This window comes from Streptococcus sanguinis (assembly GCF_050223295.1).
In the GTDB taxonomy this organism is placed as follows: Bacteria; Bacillota; Bacilli; order Lactobacillales; family Streptococcaceae; genus Streptococcus; species Streptococcus sanguinis_X.
Genome location: NZ_CP071424.1, coordinates 561,988 through 584,602 on the forward strand (window position 1 = coordinate 561,988; position 22,615 = coordinate 584,602).

At 45.2% G+C, this 22,615-nt stretch carries 18 protein-coding genes; 16 read left to right on the plus strand and 2 right to left on the minus strand.

The genetic code is table 11. From position 1 onward, the window contains the following. The first annotated feature begins 19 nt into the window (after positions 1–19). The 5 genes from J1C77_RS02935 (at position 20) to recG (ending at position 5,775) form a co-directional block, all read left to right on the plus strand. Positions 20–1,051 carry a 3-deoxy-7-phosphoheptulonate synthase gene (locus J1C77_RS02935; RefSeq protein WP_002919532.1) on the plus strand — a complete coding sequence of 344 codons (1,032 nt, stop codon included), beginning with the start codon at positions 20–22 and terminating at the stop codon, positions 1,049–1,051. Position 1,052: 1 nt separating this feature from the next. Continuing rightward, entirely contained in the window at positions 1,053–2,084 is a 1,032-nt protein-coding gene (locus J1C77_RS02940) for a 3-deoxy-7-phosphoheptulonate synthase (protein WP_002901052.1), read from the plus strand. Positions 2,085–2,195: 111 nt separating this feature from the next. Further along, a complete protein-coding gene (acpS, locus tag J1C77_RS02945; protein WP_002922074.1) occupies positions 2,196–2,558 on the plus strand; it encodes a holo-ACP synthase in 363 nt (120 codons plus the stop codon). Continuing rightward, entirely contained in the window at positions 2,548–3,654 is a 1,107-nt protein-coding gene (gene alr, locus J1C77_RS02950; RefSeq protein WP_042762974.1) for an alanine racemase, read from the plus strand. The genes acpS and alr overlap by 11 nt, the downstream gene beginning before the upstream one ends. Positions 3,655–3,759: 105 nt before the next feature. After that, complete coding sequence (gene recG, locus J1C77_RS02955; protein ID WP_002922069.1) at positions 3,760–5,775, plus strand: ATP-dependent DNA helicase RecG; 2,016 nt, start codon at positions 3,760–3,762, stop codon at positions 5,773–5,775. A 714-nt stretch (positions 5,776–6,489) separates the two neighbouring features. On the opposite strand, the gene J1C77_RS02960 is transcribed toward recG, so the two are convergent. Beyond that, complete coding sequence (locus tag J1C77_RS02960) at positions 6,490–7,452, minus strand: asparaginase (RefSeq protein WP_002922068.1); 963 nt, start codon at positions 7,450–7,452, stop codon at positions 6,490–6,492. A gap of 180 nt (positions 7,453–7,632) precedes the next feature. On the opposite strand from J1C77_RS02960, the gene J1C77_RS02965 reads away from it, so the two are divergent. Beyond that, positions 7,633–9,024, plus strand: coding sequence for a Cof-type HAD-IIB family hydrolase (locus J1C77_RS02965; RefSeq protein ID WP_042762973.1), 1,392 nt, complete (start codon positions 7,633–7,635; stop codon positions 9,022–9,024). A gap of 25 nt (positions 9,025–9,049) precedes the next feature. Here J1C77_RS02965 and J1C77_RS02970 read toward each other — a convergent pair whose 3' ends face one another. Next, on the minus strand, positions 9,050–9,502 hold the full coding sequence (locus J1C77_RS02970) for a universal stress protein (RefSeq protein WP_002896311.1): 453 nt from the start codon (positions 9,500–9,502) through the stop codon (positions 9,050–9,052). A gap of 342 nt (positions 9,503–9,844) precedes the next feature. Between J1C77_RS02970 and J1C77_RS02975 the strand changes: the two genes are divergently transcribed. The 10 genes from J1C77_RS02975 (at position 9,845) to J1C77_RS03020 (ending at position 22,564) form a co-directional block, all read left to right on the plus strand. Next, positions 9,845–11,059 carry a pyridoxal phosphate-dependent aminotransferase gene (locus J1C77_RS02975; protein ID WP_009659361.1) on the plus strand — a complete coding sequence of 405 codons (1,215 nt, stop codon included), beginning with the start codon at positions 9,845–9,847 and terminating at the stop codon, positions 11,057–11,059. Between the two features lie 312 nt (positions 11,060–11,371). Beyond that, the gene (locus J1C77_RS02980; RefSeq protein ID WP_087941937.1) at positions 11,372–13,948 is read left to right on the plus strand and encodes an SEC10/PgrA surface exclusion domain-containing protein; all 2,577 of its coding nucleotides are present in this window, start codon (positions 11,372–11,374) and stop codon (positions 13,946–13,948) included. 201 nt (positions 13,949–14,149) lie between these two features. Next, complete coding sequence (gene codY / locus J1C77_RS02985) at positions 14,150–14,938, plus strand: GTP-sensing pleiotropic transcriptional regulator CodY (protein WP_002896308.1); 789 nt, start codon at positions 14,150–14,152, stop codon at positions 14,936–14,938. Next, positions 14,938–15,495, plus strand: coding sequence for a cysteine hydrolase family protein (locus J1C77_RS02990; RefSeq protein ID WP_002922065.1), 558 nt, complete (start codon positions 14,938–14,940; stop codon positions 15,493–15,495). The genes codY and J1C77_RS02990 overlap by 1 nt, the downstream gene beginning before the upstream one ends. A 311-nt stretch (positions 15,496–15,806) precedes the next feature. After that, entirely contained in the window at positions 15,807–17,543 is a 1,737-nt protein-coding gene (gene aspS, locus J1C77_RS02995) for an aspartate--tRNA ligase (protein ID WP_002922064.1), read from the plus strand. Positions 17,544–17,746: 203 nt separating this feature from the next. Then, positions 17,747–18,049, plus strand: a complete 303-nt coding sequence (gene gatC, locus J1C77_RS03000; protein ID WP_002896305.1) for an Asp-tRNA(Asn)/Glu-tRNA(Gln) amidotransferase subunit GatC — start codon at positions 17,747–17,749, stop codon at positions 18,047–18,049. After that, positions 18,049–19,515 (plus strand): Asp-tRNA(Asn)/Glu-tRNA(Gln) amidotransferase subunit GatA, encoded by a 1,467-nt coding sequence (gene gatA / locus J1C77_RS03005; RefSeq protein ID WP_002922062.1) that lies wholly within the window; start codon positions 18,049–18,051, stop codon positions 19,513–19,515. The genes gatC and gatA overlap by 1 nt, the downstream gene beginning before the upstream one ends. Further along, positions 19,515–20,948, plus strand: coding sequence for an Asp-tRNA(Asn)/Glu-tRNA(Gln) amidotransferase subunit GatB (gene gatB, locus J1C77_RS03010; RefSeq protein ID WP_002922060.1), 1,434 nt, complete (start codon positions 19,515–19,517; stop codon positions 20,946–20,948). Before gatA ends, gatB begins: the two co-directional genes overlap by 1 nt. A 91-nt stretch (positions 20,949–21,039) precedes the next feature. After that, the gene (locus J1C77_RS03015; protein ID WP_002922059.1) at positions 21,040–21,396 is read left to right on the plus strand and encodes a hypothetical protein; all 357 of its coding nucleotides are present in this window, start codon (positions 21,040–21,042) and stop codon (positions 21,394–21,396) included. A gap of 121 nt (positions 21,397–21,517) precedes the next feature. Next, positions 21,518–22,564, plus strand: coding sequence for a 2,3-butanediol dehydrogenase (locus J1C77_RS03020; protein WP_042762971.1), 1,047 nt, complete (start codon positions 21,518–21,520; stop codon positions 22,562–22,564). Positions 22,565–22,615: the final 51 nt, after the last annotated feature.

Below are 22,615 nucleotides of genomic sequence, written 5' to 3' on the forward strand. Positions count from 1 at the left end.
CATAAAAGAAGGAGAATAGATGACCTTTAAAGCAACCAGTCAACCCATTGATGTGGCAGAAGTTCGCCAACTTGCTAAGCTAGAAGGCGACATGTTAGCTCGCAAGGAAAAGCGTGACCGAGAGTTGGAAGCAATTCTGCGTGGTCAAGATGACCGCATTCTCTTGGTTATCGGCCCCTGCTCTTCAGATAATGAAGAAGCGGTGCTGGAGTATGCCAAGCGTCTATCTGCTCTCCAAGAAGAAGTAAAAGATCGCATCTTTATGGTCATGCGGGTTTATACTGCCAAGCCTCGGACGAATGGAGATGGCTACAAAGGCCTTATTCATCAGCCTAATGCGACAGCCGCTCCTAGTCTGATTAACGGCATCAAGGCAGTCCGTAATCTGCACTATCGGGTTATTTCTGAGACAGGCATGACCACAGCTGATGAGATGCTCTATCCAGAAAATCTGCCTCTGGTAGATGATTTGATTTCTTACATGGCTGTCGGAGCTCGGTCGGTCGAAGACCAGCAGCACCGCTTTGTGGCTAGTGGAGCGGATCTACCGACTGGCTTGAAAAATCCGACTTCTGGTAATCTCAATGTCATGTTTAACGGTATCTATGCAGCTCAGAACAAGCAGAGTTTCCTCTTTTCTGGTAAGGAAGTCGAAACATCTGGGAATCCTTTGGCGCATGCCATCTTGCGCGGTGCTCTGAATGAATATGGCAAGAACATTCCTAACTACTATTATGATAACCTACTGGACACCATTGCCCAGTATGAAAAAATGGGCTTAGAAAATCCCTTTATCATCATTGACACCAATCATGATAACTCTGGTAAGCAGTATCTGGAGCAAGTGCGTATCGTTCGCCAGACTCTGATTAACCGGGACTGGAATGAAAAGATTAAGGCTACCGTACGGGGCTTTATGATTGAGTCTTATCTGGAAGACGGTCGTCAGGACGAGCCAGAAGTCTTTGGCAAGTCCATTACTGACCCTTGTCTGGGCTGGGCAAATACAGAACAGCTGGTTCGTGAAATTTATGATACATTAGGAAAATAGTATGGCATTTATTGAAAAAGGTCAGAAGATTGACATTGAGCAGATTAAGTCCAGAACCAGACTGACTGGTCAGGCCTTGACTCATAAAAACAAGCGAGACCAAGAACTAGCTGAGATTCTCAGTGGGGAAGACGAGCGTATTCTCTTGGTGATTGGTCCTTGCTCGTCAGACAATGAAGAGGCTGTGCTGGAGTATGCCCGCCGTTTGTCAGAGCTGCAGAAGAAGGTCGCAGATAAGATTTTTATCGTCATGCGCGTCTATACTGCTAAGCCGCGGACCAATGGGGATGGCTATAAGGGCTTGGTTCACCAGCCAGATACTTCTAAAGCTCCTAGTCTTATCAATGGTTTGCAGGCTGTTCGTCAGCTGCACTACCGTGTCATTACAGAGACTGGTCTGACGACGGCTGATGAGATGCTCTATCCGTCCAATCTTGTGCTGGTAGACGACTTGGTCAGCTATCATGCTGTGGGGGCTCGCTCAGTCGAAGACCAGGAGCACCGTTTTGTGGCGTCAGGTATTGACGCTCCAGTAGGCATGAAAAATCCAACTTCTGGCAATCTGGGGGTTATGTTTAACGCTGTCTATGCGGCACAAAATAAGCAGACTTTCCTTTTTCACGGTCAGGAAGTAGAAACCTCTGGGAATCCGTTGGCTCACGTTATTCTGCGTGGGGCAACCAATGAATACGGTAAGAACATTCCAAATTTCTACTATGAAAATATGCTGGATGCCATTTCCTACTACGAAAAGATGGGCTTGGAGAATCCTTTCATCGTCATCGATACCAATCACGATAACTCTGGCAAGCAGTACCTGGAACAGATTAGGATTGTGCGTCAGACCTTGCTGAATCGGGATTGGAACGAAAAGATTAAGAGAGCGGTTCGTGGTTTTATGATTGAGTCTTATCTGGAAGACGGCCGGCAAAATGAGGCGGAAGTCTTTGGTAAATCTATCACTGACCCTTGCCTGGGCTGGGATAATACAGTTCAGCTCATTGAAGAAATTTACAACACTTTATTTAGATAATTAAGGAAAATTGAAAGGGACAGTCTTGACCTGTAAAGAGGACTAACTGTCGGGTGAAGACGAACTCAGCTGGCGGCCCAGCTGAGTTTTGTCGCCTTTCCAGAGAATGATATGATAAAAGGACATGGAATTGATATAGAAGAGTTAGCTGCCATTGAGCGAGCCTATCTGAAAAATGCCCGCTTTGCAAAGAAGGTGCTGACCGAGGCGGAGCTTTCTCGTTTTGAGGAGTTATCCGGCAAGCGGAAAATAGAATTTCTAGCTGGCCGTTGGGCTGCCAAGGAGGCTTTTTCTAAAGCTTGGGGAACCGGTATCGGTAAACTCAGGTTTCAGGACTTAGAGATTTTAAATGACCGTCAGGGAGCGCCTTATTTCAGCCGGTCACCCTATACTGGCAAGGTTTGGATTTCGCTCAGCCATGCTGCTGGCCTAGTTACAGCCAGCGTTATTTTGGAGGAAAATGATGAAAGCTAGTCTGCATAGACCCAGCAAGGCAGTGATTGATTTAGCTGCCATTGCTTTTAATATTAGACAACTGAGTGCCCATCTGCCTCAGACGACTGAAAAGTGGGCTGTCGTTAAAGCCAATGCTTATGGTCATGGAGCTATTGAGGTTTCTAGGCATATTGAGCCCCTCGTAGATGGATTTTGTGTGTCTAATATCGATGAAGCCTTGGAGCTGCGCTCAGCGGGCATTGGCAAAAAAATTCTGGTGCTAGGAGTGTCAGATCTGGCTGCGCTTCCGCTGGCTAGAAAGGGAAAGGTGTCTCTGACGGTAGCCAGTCTGGAGTGGATGGATCTAGCTTTAGACGCTGAAGAAGACTTGACTGGATTGAATTTTCATATCAAGATTGACTCTGGTATGGGGCGGATTGGTTTTCGAGATAGTCAGGAAGCCCAGGAGGTAATCCATCGCTTGCAGGCTGCTGGGGCTGTCGCAGAGGGAATTTTTACCCACTTTGCAACGGCAGATGAAGTGGATCACTATAAGTTTGAAGCCCAGCTGGCTCGTTTCCATCAGATCTTATCTGAGCTGGACAGTGTTCCTCCTCTCGTTCACGCTAGTAATTCTGCCACCTCTCTCTGGCACAGTGAGACTGTTCTAAATGCCGTCCGGCTGGGTGACATCATTTATGGCCTCAACCCTAGCGGAAGAGTCTTAGAACTTCCTTATGAATTCAAGCCAGCTCTGTCGCTGGTCTCAGAATTGGTGCATGTCAAGGAAGTTGAGGCTGGAGCAGATGTTGGCTATGGAGCCACCTACACCAGCAAGTCTCAAGAGTGGATTGGCACCATTCCTTTGGGTTATGCGGATGGCTGGACACGCGATATGCAGGGCTTTGATGTCTTGATTGATGGTCAGCTCTGCCCTATTGTTGGCCGCGTTTCCATGGACCAAATTACAGTGCGCCTGCCTCAGTCTTATCCCCTTGGCACGCCGGTTGTGTTGATTGGAAATAGCGGAGCGGAGACCATTACGGTGACAGATGTGGCAGAAAAGCGTGGCACCATTAACTATGAGGTGGTTTGCTTGATTAGCGACCGTGTACCGAGGGTATATAAAGACTAAGAAGATTAATGTAGGGAACCGCTTGAAGTATTTGATAATGTTCTAGCTTGAACCCCCTGTCTGCGATATTAGCACCGCAGCAGCATCAGAACTGAAAGAGGAATTATGAATTTACACCAACCTTTGACGGTTCTGCCTGGTGTGGGACCGAAATCAGCAGAAAAATTTGCCAAGCTGGGTCTAGAGACCTTGCAGGATTTGCTGCTTTATTTTCCTTTTCGTTATGAGGATTTTAAGAGTAAGAATGTCCTAGACTTGGAAGATGGAGAAAAGGCGGTTGTTTCTGGTCAGGTCGTAACCCCGGCTAATGTCCAGTATTATGGCTACAAACGCAATCGCCTGCGCTTTACCATCAAGCAAGGGGAAGTCGCTCTGGCAGTTAATTTCTTTAACCAGCCTTATCTGGCGGACAAGATTGAAGTGGGAGCCAATATAGCTGTCTTTGGCAAGTGGGACAAAGCCAAGGCCAGTCTGACTGGAATGAAACTGCTGGCTCAGGTAGAGGACGACTTGCAGCCTGTCTATCGGCTGGCTCAGGGAATTAGTCAGGCTAGTTTGGTCAAGCTGATTAAGACTGCCTTTGACCAAGGATTAGACATGCTCTTAGAGGAAAATCTGCCCCAGCCCCTACTGGAACGCTACCAGCTAGTGAGCAGAGTGGAGGCTGTGCGGGCTATGCATTTTCCAAAGGACTTGGCGGACTACAAGCAGGCTCTTCGGCGGGTTAAATTTGAAGAACTCTTTTATTTTCAAATGCAGCTGCAGGTCTTAAAGAGAGAAACCAAGGCTGTCAGCAATGGATTAAAAATTGATTGGCAGTTGGATGCTGTGGCCGAGAAAAAGCAGAGCTTACCTTTTGAACTGACTTCAGCTCAGGAGCGCAGTCTGACAGAGATTTTGCAGGATTTGCGGTCGCCTGGACATATGAATCGCCTGCTGCAGGGCGATGTGGGAAGCGGAAAGACAGTAGTCGCTGGTCTAGCTATGTATGCTGTTTATACAGCTGGCTTTCAGTCAGCTCTGATGGTTCCAACAGAAATTTTGGCTGAGCAGCATTTTGACAACCTAGCTCAGCTATTTCCAGAATTGAAGCTGGCCCTGCTAACTGGTGGGATGAAAGCAGCTGAACGCCGGGCGATATTATCAGCGATTGAAAACGGTCAGGTGGACATGATTGTCGGAACCCATGCCCTGATTCAGGAAGGAGTCCGTTACCATGCATTGGGTTTGGTCATTATTGACGAGCAGCATCGCTTTGGTGTAGAGCAGCGCCGGATTTTACGGGAAAAGGGAGACAATCCTGATGTTCTCATGATGACGGCGACGCCTATTCCTAGAACCCTTGCTATCACAGCATTTGGTGATATGGATGTGTCTATCATTGACCAGATGCCGGCGGGACGCAAGCCTATCATCACCCGCTGGGTCAAGCATGAGCAGCTGGAAGTCGTCCTCGACTGGCTGAAAAAAGAGCTCCACAAGGGTGCTCAGGTCTACTTTATTTCTCCTTTGATTGAGGAGTCAGAAGCTTTGGATCTTAAGAATGCCATTGCCCTAGAAGAAGAACTGACAGCCTATTTTGGTCAGCAGGCCCAAGTGGCTCTGCTTCATGGCAAGATGAAGAGCGAGGAAAAAGAGGCGATTATGCAGGACTTCAAGGAAGGACGGACTGATATTCTGGTCTCTACCACAGTCATTGAGGTTGGAGTCAACGTCCCAAATGCTACGGTGATGGTCATCATGGATGCGGACCGCTTCGGGCTCAGCCAGCTTCATCAGCTGAGAGGACGTGTCGGCCGAGGCAGCAAGCAGTCTTATGCGGTCTTGGTTGCCAATCCAAAGACGGAATCGGGCAAGCGCCGCATGAAAATCATGACTGAGACAACCGATGGTTTCCTGCTGGCTGAGGAGGATCTGAAAATGCGAGGCTCTGGAGAAATCTTTGGCACTCGACAGTCTGGTATTCCTGAGTTTCAAGTGGCAGATATCGTGGAAGATTATCCGATTTTAGAAGAAGCCAGAAAGGTTGCCAGTCAGATTACAGCTGATCTGAACTGGCGGACAGATCCTAGTTGGCACTTGATTGCTCTTCATTTGGACAAGCGAGATTACCTAGATTAAAGGTTCTTTGAATTAAGTTTCCTGCAAGTTATTTATAAGTAGGCTTTAAGTTTGAGGGATTATACTATTGTCAAATCAAAGAAAGAGGTAGGACCAATGACAATGTAAACACCCCTTAAAATCTGGTAACCAAAGCTTGAAGACTAGAAGACCTGCGAGGTATGTGTTTCTCAAAGAATAAGAATAATTTAGAATTTTTTCATCATAAATCTCCTAACAATCACAAGCTTCACCCAATCGGTGAAGTTTTTTTGTATGTGGTTGAAAAGACTTGTTCCTTTCAAATAGTAGATAGGAATTGCTGCCGGATTTCTTTGACTATAAGCTTTCCCTAAGAAATCTATAAGAGATTCTTAAGTTTAGGGCTGTATCCTTATATCCAAGTAAGAACAAAAAGATTAGAGACCAAACTTGAGGTCAAACACTCCAAGAGTTTCGTTTTTGCTCTTAAAGAATGAATAATAAGAGAGGAAAAAGCTATGAAAGTTGCAATCAAAGTCCACTATCCGAAAACATTTAAGCAAGCTCAGAAAATGGAGCTGACCTATGGTAAGTGATTATATTTTTGAAATTCTAGAGTCTCTGTTTGAGGTTATCTTTTAAGGCTGGCGATTCAATGAAGTTTTCCCAATGTTAGAATATGAAAGAGTCAAAAAAGTGCTAAGCAACCTTAGCACTTTTTGATTTAAAGAAAGTAAATAAGGACTTTTTCTCTCAGCCTTCCATATAATCTCGTAGTTCTTGGTCTTTGAGTCCAGCATTCAGGGCGATGAGCAGTTTGATTCTGGCTTTTTGAGCATTGAGCTCCTTGACAAAGAAAATACCAGCCTGGTGCAGTTGAACGCCGCCTCCTTCATAAGCATAGACTGGCTCAGCAATTCCGTTGAAGCAGCGAGAGACCAGAGCAACTGGCAGGCCGCTTGCTATCATATTAGACAGTTTGTCAGCTACTTCCTTGGGGAGGTTGCCAGCACCGAATGCTTCTATGATGAGGCCGTCTATCTTGTCTAAATCCAGCATGTCCAGAAGCTCTGTCTTCATACCAGCATAAGCTGGAATGATGGGCACCAGACCAGAAATGCTGTTCAAGTCAAAGCGGACTCGAGGCTCCGCTGTCTTAAAATAGAGAATTTCCTGCTTCATAATCAAACCAAGTGGTCCGTGAGTCGGCGTCTGGAAGGTGCTGACATTGGTCGTGTGGGTTTTGGTTACATACTTAGCAGCATGTGCCTCGTCATTCATAACGACAAGTACGCCTTTATCACTAGCTTTTTCATCACTAGCCACCCGCAGGGCTGTCAGGTAGTTATAGACTCCATCGCTCCCCAGCTCATTGGAACTACGCATAGCTCCGGTCAGAACGACCGGAATCTTCGGCAGCTGCATAGTATCCAGAAAATAAGCTGTCTCTTCTAAAGTGTCTGTCCCATGAGTAATGACTACTCCGTCAAACTGGTCAGCACTGGCTTTGATTTTTTGATAAAGCTTGAGCATATGCTGGGGTGTGATATGAGGACTGGGAATATTAAAAAAGTCAATGACTTCCGTCTCTATCCCCTCAAGCGGAACGGTCACATGGTTCATAGGGTTATCAGCATTGGTAACGACAGCCCCAGATCCGTCAGCCTGCATGGAAATGGTTCCTCCTGTGTGCAGGACCAAGATTTTCTTTGTCATAAATCCTTTTTCTCCTTATAGTCATGATGCAGAGTTGAAAAAATACATTATATTTTCATAGAGTTTTCAATCCTATTGCATAGATATTACTCCAGCTTTTCTTTTCTGCAATTCATGTGATTGTATGTCATTTTTGTGTTATAATTTATTGTATCATAAAAGGAAAGAATGAGAAAATCAATGGAAGTAAAGGCCGTCTTTTTTGATATTGATGGGACACTGGTCAATGACAGTCGAACGGTTTTGAAATCTACAGAAAAAGCTATTCAGAGTTTAAAGGAGCAAGGAATATTGGTCGGTTTGGCAACAGGCCGCGGTCCTTTCTTTGTCAAACCTTTTATGGAGCAATTGGACTTAGACTTTGCTGTGACCTATAATGGCCAGTATATTTTTTCAAGAGATAGGGTGATTTCTGCCAGTCCCATTGACAAGCAGAGTTTACGGGATTTAATCGCCTATGCTAAGAAGCATCGGAAAGAAATTTCCTTGGGGACGGCTGAGGCTATGCTGGGCTCCAAGATTATGTCCTTCGGCATGAGCCCTTTCTCCCAGTGGACTAGCCGCTTAATCCCTAAGAGAATGGCGCGAACAGTCAGTCACGGTTTTAATAAAGTCATCAGCAAGGCCCTGCCCCAGCATGAAAAGGATCTCCTGCAGCTGATTCAGGAGCCGATTTATCAAGCTTTGATTTTGGCCAGTCCAGAAGAAAGCCGTAAGATTGAAGCAGACTTCCCTGATTTGAAATTTACCCGCAGTAGCCCCTATGCGGTTGATATTATCAATAAAAACACATCTAAGCTAGAGGGGATTCGCCGAGTCGGCAAGGAATATGGTTTTGACATTCATCAGGTCATGGCCTTCGGCGACTCTGACAATGACTTGGAAATGCTATCGGGAGTTGGCCTCTCCATTGCTATGGGAAATGGAACCAGCTCGGTCAAGGAAGTGGCCAAGCATACGACTAGCAGCAATAGTCAGGATGGGATTCACAGGGCTTTGGAGCATTTTGGTATCCTAGCGAGGGAAAAGGTCTTTACCAGCAGCGACCATCACTTTAATAAGGTAAAAGAGTTTCATAGTGTCATGGATGAAAGCACTCAGGAAGAGCCGATTGCTTGGTCGCCTCAGGACGCTCGCTATCGGGCAGGCTTCAAGCTGGAAGAACTGGTCGAGTTTCTGCGAGCAGCTAGTAATTCAGAGGAAGACTTTGATAGCTCTGTAGCCTATCTCCATCAAGCGCTTGACAAGGCTGCTGACAAGGTTCGCTCAAAAAGTCAGGCCGAGGTTTCTCTAGTCGGTCAAGTAGATGCCTTGATTGATACTCTATACTTCACTTATGGCAGTTTTGTTCTGATGGGAGTGGATCCAGAGCAGCTGTTCGATATTGTCCATCGGGCTAATATGGGCAAAATTTTCCCAGATGGGAAGGCTCACTTTGACCCCGTCACCCATAAAATCCTCAAACCAGATGACTGGGAAGATAAATACGCTCCTGAAGGAGCAATCAAAGAAGAACTGGAACGACAAATTCAGGCCTACCAGCGTACCATAGAGCAGAAAGAAGAAAACTAGAGCAGTCATTGAACTGCTCTAGTTTTTATAAAGTTTTTTCTGGGTCTCTGACCACCAGCAAGTCAACCTTGGCGTGGCGTAGGATATATTCAGATGAAGAGCCGACTAGCAGCCGTTCAAAGGCATTGAGACCGGTAGCACCGACCATAATTAGATCTACCTTGTGCTCTTCTGGGATATCTGTAGCCAAGAGAGTCTTGGGATTGCCCATCTCAATGACAATGTCAACATACTTGATACCGGATTTTTGAGCCTTTTCTTTCAGCTCTGCTGTCAGCTTTTTGGCATCTTCCTGCAAGTCCTCATAGACATCTGCATCAAAGGTTGAGACACTTTGCAAAGCTCGGGTATCAATGACATGGGCGATGGTGAGACGAGAGCCGTTTCGGAGAGCCACGTTAACGCCCTTTTCAAAGGCTAGTTCGGATTCATGAGAACCATCCACAGCAACCATAATGTTTTCATATTTCTGAGTCATAGAGCTACCTCCTTTAAAATGGTCGGCAAAGGACGTCGAATCATTCACAGAATGATTGGGATGACCAAAAATCAATCAGTCCATAACGTCCGAGGGATTTGCAACTATTTTCTTGTTTCTATTGTAACCCTTTTCAGAAAAAAAGTAAAGATAAAATGAAATGCTGTCAGGAAATTGCAAGCTGAGAAAAAGTCCTTTACTTTGAGGAATTAGAAGAAGAATGGCGCTTTGTATCCTATGATTCTCTTTTTAATTACCTGAAAAGCGAGTTTATTTTTTGTTGTCAATCGCTTTTTCTGGTGGTATAATGATAACATTCTGATGAATAGAGGAAAAATAAGAATGAAAGAATTTGACAAGTCCAGCAAGCTGGAACATGTTGCTTATGATATTCGCGGTCCGGTTTTGGATGAAGCTATGCGCATGCGGGCCAATGGCGAAAAGATTCTCCGCCTCAATACAGGGAATCCGGCTGAATTTGGTTTTACCGCTCCGGATGAGGTTATTCATGATTTGATTATGAATGCTCGTGACAGTGAAGGTTACTCTGACTCCAAGGGAATTTTTTCAGCCCGTAAGGCTATCATGCAGTATTGCCAGCTTAAGAATTTTCCTAATGTAGATATTGATGACATTTATCTGGGAAATGGTGTCAGTGAGCTGATTGTCATGTCCATGCAGGGACTTCTGGATGACGGAGATGAGGTGCTGGTACCAATGCCAGACTACCCACTCTGGACAGCTGCAGTCAGTCTGGCTGGTGGGAATGCTGTTCACTATGTCTGTGATGAGCAGGCAGAATGGTATCCAGATATTGACGATATTAAGTCAAAAATCACATCTAATACCAAGGCTATCATTATCATTAACCCTAACAATCCAACGGGAGCGCTTTATCCTAAGGAACTGCTGCTGGAGATTGTGGAAATTGCTCGCCAAAATAATCTCATTATCTTTGCGGATGAAATTTATGACCGCATGGTGATGGACGGCAATGTCCATACGTCTGTGGCTAGTCTGGCTCCTGATATCTTCTGTGTCAGTATGAATGGTCTTTCTAAGTCGCACCGAATCGCAGGCTTCCGTGTTGGCTGGATGGTATTATCTGGACCTAAGCACCATGTTAAGGGGTATATCGAAGGGTTAAACATGCTCTCCAACATGCGCCTGTGCTCCAATGTCTTGGCTCAGCAAGTCGTCCAAACCTCACTTGGCGGTCACCAATCTGTGGATGAACTGCTTTTGCCAGGTGGTCGTATCTATGAGCAGCGTAATTTCATCTATCAGGCTATTCAGGACATCCCGGGACTGTCAGCTGTAAAACCTAAAGCTGGTCTCTATATTTTCCCGAAAATTGACCGGAACATGTATCACATCGACGATGATGAGCAGTTTGTCCTTAATTTCCTCAAGCAGGAAAAAGTCCTTCTCGTCCATGGACGAGGCTTTAACTGGAAGGATCCAGATCATTTCCGCATCGTTTATCTGCCTCGAGTAGATGAGCTAGCTCAAATCCAAGAAAAAATGACGCGCTTCTTGCGCCAATATCGCCGTTAATAAGCGGATGTTACAAAAAGGCTGGAAAATATTCCGGCCTTTTTCTTATCAATCTTACATATTTTTTAGTTTAATGGCTGTCTTTGAATTGCAAAAATAAGATGCTCTGAAAATTGAATTTGAGGTCGATTGGTAAAAATTATAGGCGGTTTTACCGACATTTTTTAGGAATTTGTCCAACATTTTTTATGTATCTGTCCAAAAATGCTTAAAAAAATGTGTTAGCGTCTTCCTTCCAGAAGACAAACATGGTAGAATGTGTTTGTCAATGTTTTTAACAATGATGAAAAAGTGGAGGAGATTATATTGACAATGAAAAAGACACTTAGTGCTTTTTCTGTCAGTGCAGCGGCATTGTCTTTGGTGCTCGCAGAAGGAGTTCAGGCTGATCAATTAGTTGATAATCAGTCTTATTCTGATGCGCCCGTTAGTCAAAGCCAACCACAGGCAGAAAACACACAGAAGGATGAATCTGTTTCGAAAGAACAGGTAGACGCTGCTCAGGCTCTTGTACAAGAAGCCGACAGCAATGTTGCACAAGGGAAAGCTGATTTGGCTCAAGCTCAAGCAAATACTGCTGCCGCTCAAAGTCAGGTCGAGCAAGCACAAGCTGAAGCTAACCGGGCACAGGAGGCAGCTGATAAAGCTGGTCCGGAAGCTATTGAAACAGCTAAGCAAGAAGAGAGCAATCAAAAAGCTCAAGTGGACAGCAACAAGTCAGAATTGGCTAAAGCTGACCAAGCAACTAAGACGGCTGAAGCTGAGCGCGATGCCCAGGCAGCCAAGACTAAAGAAGCTCAAGAGCAAGCGAAAACTCAAGAAGGGCGTCTTGCTAAAGCTCAAAATGACGTGAAGGAAGCTCAGGCCAACCTAAGTGGGGACGCTACAGCTAAAGCAGAAAAAAATGTGAAAGCAGCCCAAGACAAGGTGGTAGCTGACCAGTCTGCTGTTGAAACAGCTCAAGCAAAAGTAGCTACAGCTCGTCAGACTGACAGTCAGAAGCAGGCTGAGGTTGCAAAAGCTCAGACCAACCAGACTCAGGCTAAGACGGCTCGTGATGCTTCTCAGAAGAACTTGCAGGACAAAACTGCTGCAGCTGAGAAGACCCAGTCAGACTTGAACCAAGCTCAACAAGCTTTGCAAAAGGCTCAAGCTGGAAAAATTACTACTGAAGCTTCTAGTAATAAAAACCGTGTGTCAATGACTCCGGAATACATTGCAGCCTTGAGAGAGCTAATCGCACCGAATTTATCAGAGCAAAAAACTAATGAGATTCAAAATAGACTGGCTGCACTTAATGCCAGTGCTAAGGCTCTCAATCGTTATGTAGCAGATCCTACAGATAGCAAAGCTTTGATTGATACCAACAATATTCCACAGAATGTTCGTCAGGAACTTTCACAGTTTGCTTCAGAACTCATCAACCAGCTGCGTGCTCAGATGGGAACTGGTGAAGTGGCTGTGACACCGTCATCAATTGATTTCGCTGATAAGGTGGCGACAGAATATCGCAAAGACAACTGGAACTGGGATTTGATGGAGAAATACCATCACGATGCTAAAGCAATTAACCGCGTAGCGCGTGAATATGGTTTAATGACCACAAGTGCTGAGCAAGAGAGCAAAGGTCTCCAGTATTATGAAAACGCTTATATTTGGAGAGAAAAAGCTGGCCAAATGAGTGTGGCTGAAATGAAGAGACGAATCTATGATTCTGTTGTTGAATTCATGTTTAATGGCTATGAATGGCTGCATGCTACATCTATTTCTGGTCTCAATACTGGTCGCCAGAAAAACTATCTGGGAGTCGATTTCTCAATGGAAGGTGACATCACTATGGCTCATTTCACCATGGTGTCAGAAGATCAAGTCAAATATGCCAGCAAAAAGAACTTCAATGCCAGCCCGATTACAGGCAAAGCTGCAACAGCAAAAGTAGATCCGCAGGAAGTAGCTCAGGCTCAAACTGCCTATGACGCTGCCTTCAAGGCTAATCAACTGGCTCTGGCATCTAAGGGAGTTGCTCAGACTACTTACAATCGGAAGGCTGCAGCTCTAGAGCAAGCCAACCAGCAACTGGCTCAGGCACAAGCTCAAGCAGGTGAGTCAGCAACTGCTCAGGCCCAAGCAGCTCTTGCTGCAGCTCAAGAGAAGTTGGCAGCTGATCAAGCGGATTTGGCAGCAGCACAAGCAGCCCTGCAAAACTCAAACTTGGATGACAAGACTAAAGCAGAAAAATTAACTCAGGCCCAAGCAGCTCTGACTGCTGTTCAAGCGACAGTTGCCGCAGCTCAAGAAGCTCTAAAAACTGAATCAGATAAGTTGGCTCAGCTAGACGCAGCTTTGAATGCAGCAAAAGAAAGAAAGACTAATCTTGAAAAAGCTGTTACAGATGCTGAAGCAGCATTGCAAATGGCTAAAGAGTCATTGTCAAATCTTGAAAATGCAGAAGAAAACTTGGAACAAGCTAAAACTAAACTAGCCGCAGCTCAGGCTGCTTACCAAGCAGCTCTTACAGCTCAAACAGATCAAGAAGCAAAAGTAGCAGTTTTAACTGCGGTTCAAGCACAAGCTAAGGCGACATATGACTTGCTAGCTCAAACTTATGCTGAGCAGAATAAGGAAGAAGATATTCGCTATTACCAATCTGTTTTGGCTCACACAGAGGAGCGTTTCGCTCGCTCTCCGCTTGCTGGACAAGTAGGAGATCCTCAGCATACAGCTCTTGGAACTACTGGAAATGCTAGCTCTGGAAATCATAAGCAGACAGCTGCTTCAGGTCATGCCTTGCCTAAGACAGGAGAAAACTCTTCTTGGCTTCTTCTAGCAGGCCAAATGCTTCTGCTCATGGCTATGAAATTGTTCTACAAGAAGCGTTCTCTTGATTAGAAAGAACAAAAGTAATCAAAAACAGTCAAATTCTTGACTGTTTTTTGTTTAATATAACTTGACATATCAAGTCATATACCTGAAAAATTCTTTATTTTATAGAATTGTATGTAATTGTTTTTCAATAAAAAATTTTCAGATAATTATTGAAATTTCACTGCTTTTATGTTACAATGAAGCTAATAAATATGAGGTAAAAATATGGCCGATTTACTAGAAAAAACACGAAAAATTACGTCTATTCTGAAACGCTCGGAGGAGCAGATGCAGGAAGATTTGCCCTATAATGCTATTACGCGTCAGTTGGCTGATATTATCCACTGCAATGCCTGTATTATCAATAGCAAGGGCCGTCTTCTAGGCTATTTCATGCGCTATAAGACCAATAATGACCGCGTAGAAGCTTTTTTCCAAGATAAGAATTTCCCAGAGGAGTATGTCCAAGAAGCCAATCTGGTTTATGAAACGGAGGCTAATCTACCAGTTACGCATGATTTGACGATTTTTCCGGTAGAGACCAAGGATGATTTTCCAGATGGCCTGACTACCATTGCTCCCATTCATGTGTCAGGGATTCGTTTGGGCTCATTGATTATCTGGCGTAATGACAAGGAATTTGCGGACGATGATCTGATTTTGGTTGAGATTGCCAGCACAGTGGTTGGTATCCAGCTGCTTAACTTCCAGCGGGAAGAGGATGAAAAAAATATCCGCCGCCGGACGGCAGTGACCATGGCAGTCAATACTCTGTCTTACTCAGAACTGAGAGCTGTTTCAGCAATTTTGGGCGAGCTGAATGGCAATGAAGGCCAGCTGACTGCATCTGTCATTGCTGACCGTATCGGGATTACCCGCTCAGTGATTGTTAATGCCTTGCGCAAGCTGGAAAGTGCTGGGATTATTGAAAGCCGCTCGCTGGGGATGAAGGGAACTTATCTGAAAGTCCTGATTCCGGATGTCTTTGATGAAATTAAAAAGAGGGACTATTAATGGCTAAAGCACTGATTTCCATTGATTATACAGTTGATTTTGTTGCAGATGAGGGCAAGCTGACAGCAGGAGCACCAGCACAGGCGATTTCTGAAGCCATTGCTCAAGTGACGGAGGCAGCTTTTGACAGAGGAGATTATATCTTCTTTGCTATTGATGCCCATGATGAGAATGATGCCTTTCATCCTGAGAGCAAGTTGTTTCCGCCTCATAACATCAAAGGAACTAGCGGTCGCAATCTTTATGGCTCTTTGGCTGATTTTTATGACAAGCATCAAGCAGACTCTCGGGTCTTTTGGATGGATAAGCGTCATTATTCTGCCTTTTCTGGCACGGATTTAGATATTCGATTGCGGGAAAGAAAGGTAGATACAGTTATTTTGACAGGAGTCTTGACGGATATTTGTGTCCTGCATACAGCGATTGATGCCTATAATCTTGGTTATCAGATTCAAGTGGTAGAGCCAGCTGTGGCTTCTCTGTCAGAGGAAAATCACAAATTTGCCTTAAACCACTTGCAAAATGTTCTGGGTTCGACTATAATAGATACAATTTAAAAGTAAAAGAGAAGCAGAGTAGGTTTGCTGACTTGCACAGAGAGTGCTGATGGCTGAGAGCAGTACCAAGAAAGCAAAAACCGAAGAACATGTTTCGTAATCTTTTGTGTGATTAAGCACAAACGTCACTCACGTTACGAGCTCAGAGGCTGCCTTTTAGGGCGGCGAATAACAGTGGTACCACGGCTTTCGTCTGTTTTATAGACGAAAGCTTTTTATTTTGCAGTAGGTCCAGTGAAGAAAATAGAAGAATACTTCAAATATCCTTAACAGCTAGGCGGAACTACGAATTGATTTGAGAGGGAAAGAACATGAAAGAAATTTTTATCGGAAACTATGGTTTAGAGCAGGTTGGACAGACCATGACCGCAACTGGCTGGGTGGCTAATATCCGTAATCACGGCAAGCTGGCCTTTATTGAATTGCGGGACCGCGAGGGCTTGCTTCAGGTTTTCGTTGGCGGTGACATTGAAGATTTTGCTAAGCTGGAAGACATTGGCAAAGAGGACATCATTGCAGTGACGGGGCAAGTCGTTCAGCGGGAAGAGCGTTTTGTCAACAAGTCCATCAAGTCTGGTCAGGTTGAGCTGAGGGCTGAGAAGATTGAGGTTATTGCTAGCAGCAAGGCCCTGCCTTTTGAGCTGGACCAGCATGCCCATACAGGGGAAGACCTGCGTCAGAAATACCGCTACCTGGACTTGCGCCGTGAGAAGATGACACATAACCTCAAACTGCGCCATCAGGTCACCTCAACCATTCGGGAATATTTGAATGGTTTGGACTTTTTGGAAGTGGAGACGCCTTATCTGACCAAGTCAACTCCTGAAGGAGCTAGGGATTTCTTGGTGCCTAGTCGGGTCTTTAAAAATCAATTCTACGCGCTACCTCAGAGCCCACAGATGCTCAAGCAGTTGTTGATGGGAGCTGGACTTGAGCGTTATTATCAGATTGTTCGTTGCTTCCGTGACGAAGACTTGCGAGGGGACCGGCAGCCAGAGTTTACTCAGGTGGATTTGGAGTTGAGTTTTGCCAGCGAGGAAGAAATCCGAGCTCTGGTTGAAGCTATGCTCAAGGCTGTTGTCAAGAAAACTCATGGTTTAGAGCTGACGGAAGCTTTTCCGGCGATCAGCTATGAAGAGGCTATGAGCCGCTTTGGTTCTGATAAGCCAGATACACGCTTTGGTTTAGAGCTGAAGAGTTTGACGGATTTATGCCAGTCCAATGAATCGCTTCTTATCAAGAAAGCCTTGGATAACCAAGAGGAAGTGATGGGAATCTGTGTGCCAGATGCGGCTAGTGCTTTTAGCAAGAAACAGCTAAGTCACTACTATCAGGAAATGAAGGAATTTGGTTGTAGCCGCTTTGCCAGCCTCAAGGTTGAAAATGGCCAGTTGGTTGGTGATTTGGCTAGCACCTTTGAAGCTGAAAGTCAGGAGTTACTGACACGTTTTGAAGCAAAGGATGGAGATTTAATCTTGCTAGTCATGGCTAAGAAGCGTCGAGCTCAGGAAGCTTTGGGACATCTTCGCCTAGAAGTCGCAAAAGCTTTAGACTTGATTGATCCGAGTCTGCTTCATTTCCTCTGGGTTGTGGATTGGCCGCTACTGGAGTGGAATGAAGACCAAAACCGCTACCAAGCCATGCATCATCCTTTCACACAGGGGATTTTTGAAGATGGACAGGAGCCTGGTCAATTCCGTAGCCATGCCTATGACATCGTCTTGAATGGCTATGAAATTGGTGGAGGCAGTCTTCGGATTCATGACCGGAAGGCTCAGGAAGCCATGTTTGAGCTATTGGGCATTGGCCGGGAAGACTATGAGCGGGACTTTGGTTTTTTCCTAGAAGCTTTGGAGTACGGCTTCCCACCACACGGCGGTTTGGCTCTAGGCTTGGATCGCTTGGTTATGATTTTGGCTGGGGAAGAAAATATCCGCCAAGTCATTGCTTTTCCGAAAAATGGTACTGGCTTTGATCCTATGCTGGAAAGCCCGAGTTTGGTTGACCAAAGACAGCTCAAAGAACTGCATTTGGAATTGAAGAATTAGCCTGAAATATGGTAAAATGAAATGATGCGAATTCCTGAAGAATAGCAGGAAGAAGCTGAAGAAAAGAGCTAGTCGATGGCAAATAAATGAGCGTCCCTAGCTTGTCAAAGTAAAGGTGAGCTGAAGCTTGGAAATAAAGATGGCATCTAGAAATTGTTATTTTCAGTCGCTAAAGCTCATATATCTTACGAAAGGAATCAGAGATGAAGATTACTCAAGAAGAAGTAAGTCACGTTGCTAAGCTGTCAAAATTGGCTTTTTCACCAGAAGAAACAGCTGAGTTTGCGACGACCTTAACCAAGATTGTCGATATGGTCGAATTGCTCAATGAAGTGGATACGGAGGGTGTGCCTTTCACTTCTAATGTAGCTGCCAATATCAACTATATGCGAGAAGATGTGGCTCAGCCAGGCTGGAACCGGGAAGAGCTTTTCCAAAATGTACCTGAAAAAGAGCGGGGCTACATCAAAGTGCCTGCCATCCTAGATGACGGAGGAGATGCCTAATGACTTTTAATCACAAGACCATTGAAGAGTTGCATGATTTGCTGGTCAAGAAAGAAATTTCTGCGGTAGAGTTAACTCAGGCAACTTTGGCGGACATCAAAGAACGTGAAACAGCTGTGGACAGCTTCATTACTGTCAGCGAAGAGGAGGCTTTAGCTCAGGCTACGGCTCTAGACGCCAAGGGCATTGATGCGGACAATCTTATGAGCGGCATTCCGCTGGCAGTCAAGGATAATATCTCAACCAAGGGGATTTTGACGACGGCTGCTTCTAAGATACTCTACAATTACAAGCCGATTTTCGATGCGACTAGCGTAGAGAAGCTTTACGGTAAGGACATGATTATCGTTGGTAAGACCAACATGGACGAGTTTGCCATGGGGGGTTCTAGCGAAAACTCTTACTTTAAGACGACTAAGAATGCTTGGGACAGCAGCAAGGTTCCTGGTGGATCATCTGGTGGTTCAGCGACAGCTGTTGCCTCTGGTCAGGTTCGTCTGTCACTGGGTTCAGATACGGGTGGTTCTATTCGCCAACCGGCTTCCTTTAACGGTGTAGTCGGCCTCAAGCCAACCTACGGACGAGTTTCTCGTTTTGGGCTCATTGCTTTTGGTTCTTCTTTAGACCAGATTGGATCGTTCTCTCAGACAGTGAAGGAAAATGCTCAGCTCTTGAATGTTATTTCTGGTAATGATCCTAAGGATTCTACATCATCACAAGAAGCAGTGCCAGACTTTACCAGCAAGATTGGACAAGACATCAAGGGGATGAAGATTGCCCTGCCTAAGGAATACATGGGTGAGGGAATTGACAGCAAGGTCAAGGAAACGATTTTAGCAGCAGCGAAGCATTTGGAAAGTCTAGGAGCTATCGTTGAAGAGGTTAGCCTGCCTCACAGCAAGTACGGCGTGGCTGTTTACTATATCATTGCTTCCTCTGAAGCTAGTTCTAACCTGCAGCGTTTTGACGGTATTCGCTATGGCTACCGCGCAGAAGGCATTGAAAATCTAGAAGATGTCTATGTCAAATCTCGTAGTGAAGGCTTTGGTGAAGAGGTGAAACGCCGGATTATGCTGGGAACTTTCAGTTTGTCATCTGGTTACTACGATGCCTACTTCAAAAAAGCTGGTCAGGTTCGGACCTTGATTATGCAGGATTTTGCCAAGGTTTTTGAAAAATATGATTTGATCTTAGGTCCAACTGCACCAACTGTAGCTTATGACTTGGGCAGTCAAAACCAAGATCCAGTGGCTATGTATCTGGCTGACCTTTTGACCATTCCAGTCAATCTGGCTGGCCTGCCGGGCATTTCAATCCCAGCTGGCTTTGCAGATGGTCTTCCTGTCGGCTTGCAACTGATTGGTAACCACTTTGATGAAGAGACCATCTATCAGGCAGCCGCAGCATTTGAAGCAACGACTGACTACCACAAACAGCAGCCAGTTATCTTTGGAGGTGAAAAATAATGAACTTTGAAACAGTTATCGGACTGGAAGTCCATGTTGAATTGAAGACCAATTCAAAAATTTTCTCTCCAGCTCCAGCTCACTTCGGTGAAGATCCAAATGCCAACACCAATATCATTGACTGGTCCTTCCCAGGTGTTTTGCCTGTTATGAACAAGGGTGTTATTGACTATGGTATCAAGGCTGCTCTGGCTTTGAACATGGATATTCACCAGAAGATGCACTTTGACCGCAAGAATTACTTTTATCCGGACAATCCAAAAGCCTATCAAATTTCTCAGTTTGATGAGCCGATTGGCTACAATGGCTGGATTGAGATTGAGCTAGAAGATGGCACGACCAAGAAAATCCGTATCGAGCGGGCCCACTTGGAAGAAGATGCCGGAAAGAATACCCATGGCAGCGATGGTTACTCTTATGTGGACCTCAACCGTCAAGGGGTGCCGCTGATTGAGATTGTATCGGAAGCAGATATGCGCAGTCCAGAAGAAGCTTATGCCTATCTGACTGCCCTCAAGGAAATCATCCAGTACACGGGTATTTCGGATGTCAAGATGGAAGAGGGCTCCATGCGGGTGGATGCCAATATTTCTATCCGTCCTTACGGTCAGGAAGAATTTGGTACCAAGACTGAGCTGAAAAACCTTAACTCCTTCAACTTTGTCCGCAAGGGTCTGGCATTTGAGGAAAAGCGCCAAGCTGAAATCCTACGCAGCGGTGGTCAAATTCGTCAGGAAACCCGTCGTTATGACGAAGCAACTGGCGAAACCCTGCTCATGCGGGTTAAGGAAGGTTCAGCGGACTACCGTTACTTCCCAGAGCCTGATTTGCCAATCTTTGAGATTGAGGATGCTTGGATTGAGCAAGTGCGCAGTAGCCTGCCAGCCTTTCCAAAAGAACGCCGAGCTAAGTATGTGGGCGACTACGGTCTGTCTGACTACGATGCCAAGCAGCTGACAGCGACCAAGGCTGTGTCAGACTTCTTTGAAGCAGCTCTTGCAGCAGGCGGTGACGCCAAGGCTGTCTCTAACTGGCTCCAAGGGGAAGTGGCTCAATACCTCAATGCCGAAGGCAAGACCATCTCTGAGATTGAGCTGACACCTGAGAACCTGACTGAAATGATTGCATTGATTTCAGACGGAACGATTTCTTCTAAGATTGCTAAGAAGGTCTTTGTCCATCTAGCTAAAAACGGTGGCTCTGCCAAGGAATATGTGCAGAAAGCAGGCCTGATTCAAATCTCAGACCCAGCCCAGCTTCTTCCAATCATCCAGCAAGTCTTTGCGGATAATGAAAAAGCTATCAATGACTATAAGGGTGGCAATAAGAATGCGGCCAAGTCACTGATCGGTCAGCTCATGAAGGCTACTAAGGGTCAAGCCAATCCACAAGTAGCACAAAAACTGCTCAATGAAGAGTTGGAGAAACTTTAAAAAAGATAGAAAACCAGCCTCAAGGCTGGTTTTCTATCTTTTATTTAGCCATTAGTTGTGTTAAAATAATTAAAAAAACAAAGGAGTTTTTATGTCAGAAATTAAAATCAAACGCGAGACAGGTTTTGTAGGGATTATTGGGAAGTTTCCAATCTTTATCAATGGTCAGAAAGTTGGCGCAATCAAAAACGGAGAAGAGGTTGTTTTTCCAATCGCAGCTAATGAAGCAGAAGTCCGTGCTGGATCTGCTCCTATGAAAACCAAGCCAGTGATAGTTAAAGCAGGACAGACCTTGTTGATTGAAACAAATTTTACTAATTTTTCTATTTGTTTGGGAACTTTAGTAGTTGCTCTTCTATTTGGTGGATTGCTTCGTGCGATTCTCTTGATTCTTTATATTGTTTTAATGTTCTTTCTTCCTTTCTACTCTGCTAGAATTGCAGAATAAACTTGAGACCAGCTGATGCTGGTTTTTTGTATGCTATTTTTTGAAAATGTAGTTAATCTTTTGACAAGATTTCTGAAAGGGTTTACAATAAAACTAACAAATTATAAAGCGAGGTATGTTTATGGCAAAAATGAATGCTGCGCGTTGGTATGGCGCTAAAGATGTCCGTATTGAAGAAGTGGATGTACCGGAAGTCCAACCGCATCAGGTCAAAATTGCGGTCAAGTATACAGGAATTTGTGGAACTGACTTGCATGAATATCTGGACGGACCGATTTTTATTCCGACAGAAACAGAGCATGTCTACTCTGGCCAGAAAGCGCCTGTAACTTTGGGACATGAGTTTGCTGGGGAAATTGTTGAGGTCGGCAGTGCTGTGACACGGGTCAAAGTTGGCGATCGGGTAACAGTTGAGCCCATTTTAGCTAAGCATAATCTTGTCGGTGACTATAATCTGGACCCTAATCTAAACTTTGTTGGTCTGGCGGCAGACGGCGGTTTTGCCAAATACTGTGTTTTGGACGGAGACATTGTTCACAAAGTTCCAGACAGCCTTAGCTATGAGCAGGCAGCCTTGACAGAACCAGCTGCTGTGGCTGTTTACGCGGTCCGTCAGTCAGCTCTTAAGACGGGCGATACTGCGGTGGTCTTCGGTTTGGGACCAATCGGGCTCTTGATTGTTGAGGCTTTGCGGGCGGCCGGTGCCTCTAAGATTTATGGTGTTGAGTTATCTCCAGAACGCCAAGCCAAGGCAGAGGAGCTTGGGGCCATCATTGTGCGACCAGAAGAGGGTGAAGACGTGGTAGCTGCTATTCATCGTTTAACTGGTGGCGGGGCAGATGTATCTTATGAAGTGACCGGGGTGCCGGTTGTGCTGGGACAAGCTTTGGCTGCTGTCCACAAGGCTGGAGAATGCATGGTAGTTTCTATCTGGGAACGAGAAGCTAGCATCAACCCTAATGAATTTGCCATTCAAGAAAAATCGCTTAAGGGTATTATCGCCTATCGGCATATTTTCCCTAAGGTGCTGGAATTGATGGAGCAGGGCTATTTCTCTGCTGACAAGCTTGTGACCAAGAAGATTAAGCTAGAGGATATTGTGCAAGAAGGCTTTATCGAGCTGACTCAAGACAAGGCGCAGATCAAGATTTTGGTATCGCCAGAATAAAATCTTTGCATAATCATGAGAAGAAAAATCAGTCAAAACTGGCTGATTTTT